Genomic DNA, 3403 nt, shown 5'->3' on the forward strand with positions numbered 1-3403 from the left:
TGGCCGAAGGTCACCGGCTGGGCGGTCTGCAAATGGGTGAAACCGGGCATGGGATCAGCCGCGTGTTCTGCCGCGCGCTCCACCAGCGCGCGCATGACGCCGGTCATCTGGGCCGAAAGCCCGTCGATCGCATCCCTCACCCATAGCTTGAAGTCGGTCGCGACCTGATCGTTGCGGCTGCGGCCGGTATGCAACCGGCGCCCGGCATCGCCGATGCGCTCGGTCAGCCGCGCCTCGATATTCATGTGGATGTCTTCGAGCGCGGCATCGAAGGGGAATTGCCCTGCCTCGATCTCGGCGCCGATCGCGCCCAGTCCATCGGCAATCGCGGCTTCGTCCTCGGCAGTGAGCACCCCCGCCTGCGCCAGCATGGCAGCATGGGCACGCGAGCCCGCAATATCCTGGCGCCACATCCGCTGATCGAAGCCGATCGAGGCATTGATGTCGCTCATGATCTGGGCGGGCCCGGCCGCGAATCGACCGCCCCATTGCGCATTGGCGCGGGAGGCGCTTGTCTCGCCGGTCTGAGACAGGTGGGCCGGTTGCGGCTGGCTGGTGTCGGTCAAGGAGCCTATCCTAATGAGCAAATTACGATCGCGCCGTGGCGCTCTGGTCGCGGCGGCCAGCCTAGCTGCGGGGGTGCTCGGCGGCAAACGGCTCGCCCCGGCCGCGCGAGCCCAGGGACTGCCCGGCCTGGAAGGTCTTACCATCCTGCCGGCCGGCACGACCCTGCCCGCCATCCGTTTCTTCACGCCCGACCATCAGCCGTTGACGCTCGCCCATTACCGCGGCAAGGGCGTGGTACTCAACCTCTGGGCCACCTGGTGCGGGCCCTGCGCGGCCGAACTCCCGACACTCGACCGGCTGGCCGGCATCTTGGCGAAAGACGGCATCGTCGTGTTGCCGGTCTCCTCCGACGCCGGCGGTGCCGCGACCGTGCGCGCCTTTTACGACAGAAGCGGGATTGACCATCTGCCGGTCCTGCTCGACCCCAACGGCGCCATCCTGCAGGCCTGGTCGGTGCCCGGCATCCCTGTCACCGTGATCTTCGACCGCAACGGCCGCCCGCGCGGGCGGCTGATCGGGGGTGCCGACTGGGGCACGGCAGCGGCGGCCGCCAAGGTCCGCGCCCTTTGCGGACCAGATTTGGCGACCGCGGCCACGGTCAATCTCTGAAGGCTACTCGGCGTAGATCATCTTGCGGGTCATACCGCCGTCAGTCAGAAATTCCGCGCCCGTCACGAAGCCGCTTTCGGGGCCGAGGAGCCAGGCGGCAAGGCCTGCAACATCCTCCGGCCGGCCGACGCGCCCCGCGGGATGCTGGGCGTGATCTTCCTCGGACAGCGGCCCGCCCCGCGTATCGATCCAGCCCGGGCTGATGCAGTTGACCCGGATGAGTGGGCCGAGGCTCACGGCCAGCGCATGGGTGAGTGCCAGCAACCCGCCCTTCGAGGCGGCATAGCTCTCGGTATGCGGCTCGGACTGATGGGCGCGGGTGGACGCGATGGTCAGAATCGCGCCTCGGGTCTGGCGCAGCAGCCCCGCCGCGCCGCGCGCGAGCAGGAAGGTGCTGGTGAGGTTGGTCGCGATGACCGCATTCCATTCATCGAGGCTGAGATCCTCGATCGGCTTGCGGATCATGAAACCGGCGTTGCAGACGAGACCGTCGAGCCGACCCTCCCGCTCGGCGATATCCCCGATCAGTTGCCTGACGGCCGCTTCCTCGCCGACATCGGCCTTAACAAAACGGTGAGGAAAGGTCCCCGAGTCCTGCGGCGGCTCGCGGTCCGCCACCACCACCCGCCATCCGTCGCGCGCCAGCCGGTCAGCAATGGCACGGCCAATGCCCTGCCGGCCGCCGGTCACCAGGGCTGCGGGTTCTTTCTGGGGCATGGAATGTCCTTTCCTGTCTGCCGGGTCTATATGGCTTCGGGCAGCGGGACGGTCACCTGACCGCTCCGTCTCTTTTCTGTTGCGCCGCAGCAGCGGCCCCTCTTACTTCCTAACTTAACGAACGAAAACGCGGCGAACCGCTAGTTTGCCGCAGAGCTTCACCTGTTGCTCAGGCATACGCCTGGGCGCGTGCCAATGCCGGAGCGCTGATGTCCGATCGTGCCAGAATTGCCCCGCTCAAGGTCGCCAACGAGGCTTTCCTCGTTTCCAGCATGATCGAGCGCTGCCCCAAGACCATGATGATCCGGGAGCTGGTGGTGAACGGGCTGGAAGCAGCCGCCCACGCCGAAGCCGGCCAGCGCCAGGTCATCATCGGGTCGCGGCAGCATGAGGGTGCCCGCAAACTGCGCCTCTGGAACAGCGGACCGGGCATGACGGCCGCGGAGCTGCTGAAGATCACCGATCTCGCCTCCTCGCTGCGCAAGCAGAATGCGCTGGACCAGAATTTCGGCATGGGCGCCAAGGTCGCCTCCCTGCCCTCCAACCGCCACGGCCTGCGTTACCGCTCCTGCGCTGGCGGCCGGGTCAGCGAGGTCATGATGGGCTATCGCGATGGCACCTATGGCCGCCTCCATATCGGCGCCGAGGGTGCGGAGGTCATCGACGTCACGGAAACCTGCCGCCAGGAGGGCGGGTATGATCTGGCCAGCGACTGGACCGAGGTGCTGCTCTGCGGCAATGCTGCGGATCAGGATACCGTCTCGGCGCCCTATGGCGCATCCCTGAAGGTCTCGCCCGACTGGATGGGGACCTATCTCGAAAATCGTTTCTTCCGCCTGCCGCATGATCTCGCACTGACCCTGATGCCCGAGGTCTGGGGTGGGTCCGCGCCGCGCGCCATGCTGGGGCTCGACGACCGACGCGGCCAGTTCGGACGCACCGAAACGCGGACGACGCCGAGCGGCGTGAAAATTCATTATTATTTTGATCCGCCGCGCGGCGAGAGCACGAAATCCGCGAGCGGCGCCTTCGGCCAAGGCGGGTCACGCGGGGCGATCGTCTTCCGCAACGAGATGTACGACGTCCGCCAGGGTGACGTGTGGACCCAGGACGCCCCCAATTTCGGCATTCCCTTCGGCGCCAAATATGTCTCCGTCTTCGTCGAACTGCCGGACGACTATCTCGTCTGGCCCGAGGCCTACCGTCAGTTCCTGCGTTTCCGCGGCCATGACCAGCGGCAGGTCCACGCCGCCGATTTCAGCGCGCTGGTGCGCAGCTATCTGCCGGCCTGGCTTGCCGAGATCATCCGCAGCTTCGGCCCGACCCAGGCCAACTATCTCAACGAAATCAGCGACGAGTTGCGCGCGCTGCTCGCCGAACTCGGCGTCGAGGCCCAGCGGCCGCCGGCCCAGCCGCCCGGCATGCAGCCGCCCAAGCCACCGGCAGCCGAGAAGCCGGCGGCAGAGACATCGGACCCGCGCGAGACACCGCCGGCGGACCGGGAAAAGAC

At 67.2% G+C, this 3403-nt stretch carries 4 protein-coding genes; 2 read left to right on the forward strand and 2 right to left on the reverse strand.

Translation table 11 applies throughout. The features are described 5' to 3' along the window. On the reverse strand, positions 1-566 hold a 566-nt coding region (locus VL752_RS10060), incomplete at its 3' end, for a lyase family protein (RefSeq protein WP_408863089.1). Positions 567-579: 13 nt separating this feature from the next. Here VL752_RS10060 and VL752_RS10065 point away from each other — a divergent pair. Then, positions 580-1176, forward strand: a complete 597-nt coding sequence (locus VL752_RS10065; protein ID WP_325354715.1) for a TlpA disulfide reductase family protein — start codon at positions 580-582, stop codon at positions 1174-1176. Between the two features lie 3 nt (positions 1177-1179). Here VL752_RS10065 and VL752_RS10070 read toward each other — a convergent pair whose 3' ends face one another. Continuing rightward, positions 1180-1893, reverse strand: coding sequence for an SDR family oxidoreductase (locus tag VL752_RS10070; protein ID WP_325354717.1), 714 nt, complete (start codon positions 1891-1893; stop codon positions 1180-1182). Positions 1894-2102: 209 nt separating this feature from the next. Between VL752_RS10070 and VL752_RS10075 the strand changes: the two genes are divergently transcribed. Then, positions 2103-3403: ATP-binding protein (locus VL752_RS10075; RefSeq protein ID WP_325354719.1), on the forward strand; the 1301-nt coding region annotated here is incomplete at its 3' end.

Source organism: Acidisoma sp., assembly GCF_035492295.1.
In the GTDB taxonomy this organism is placed as follows: Bacteria; Pseudomonadota; Alphaproteobacteria; order Acetobacterales; family Acetobacteraceae; genus Acidisoma.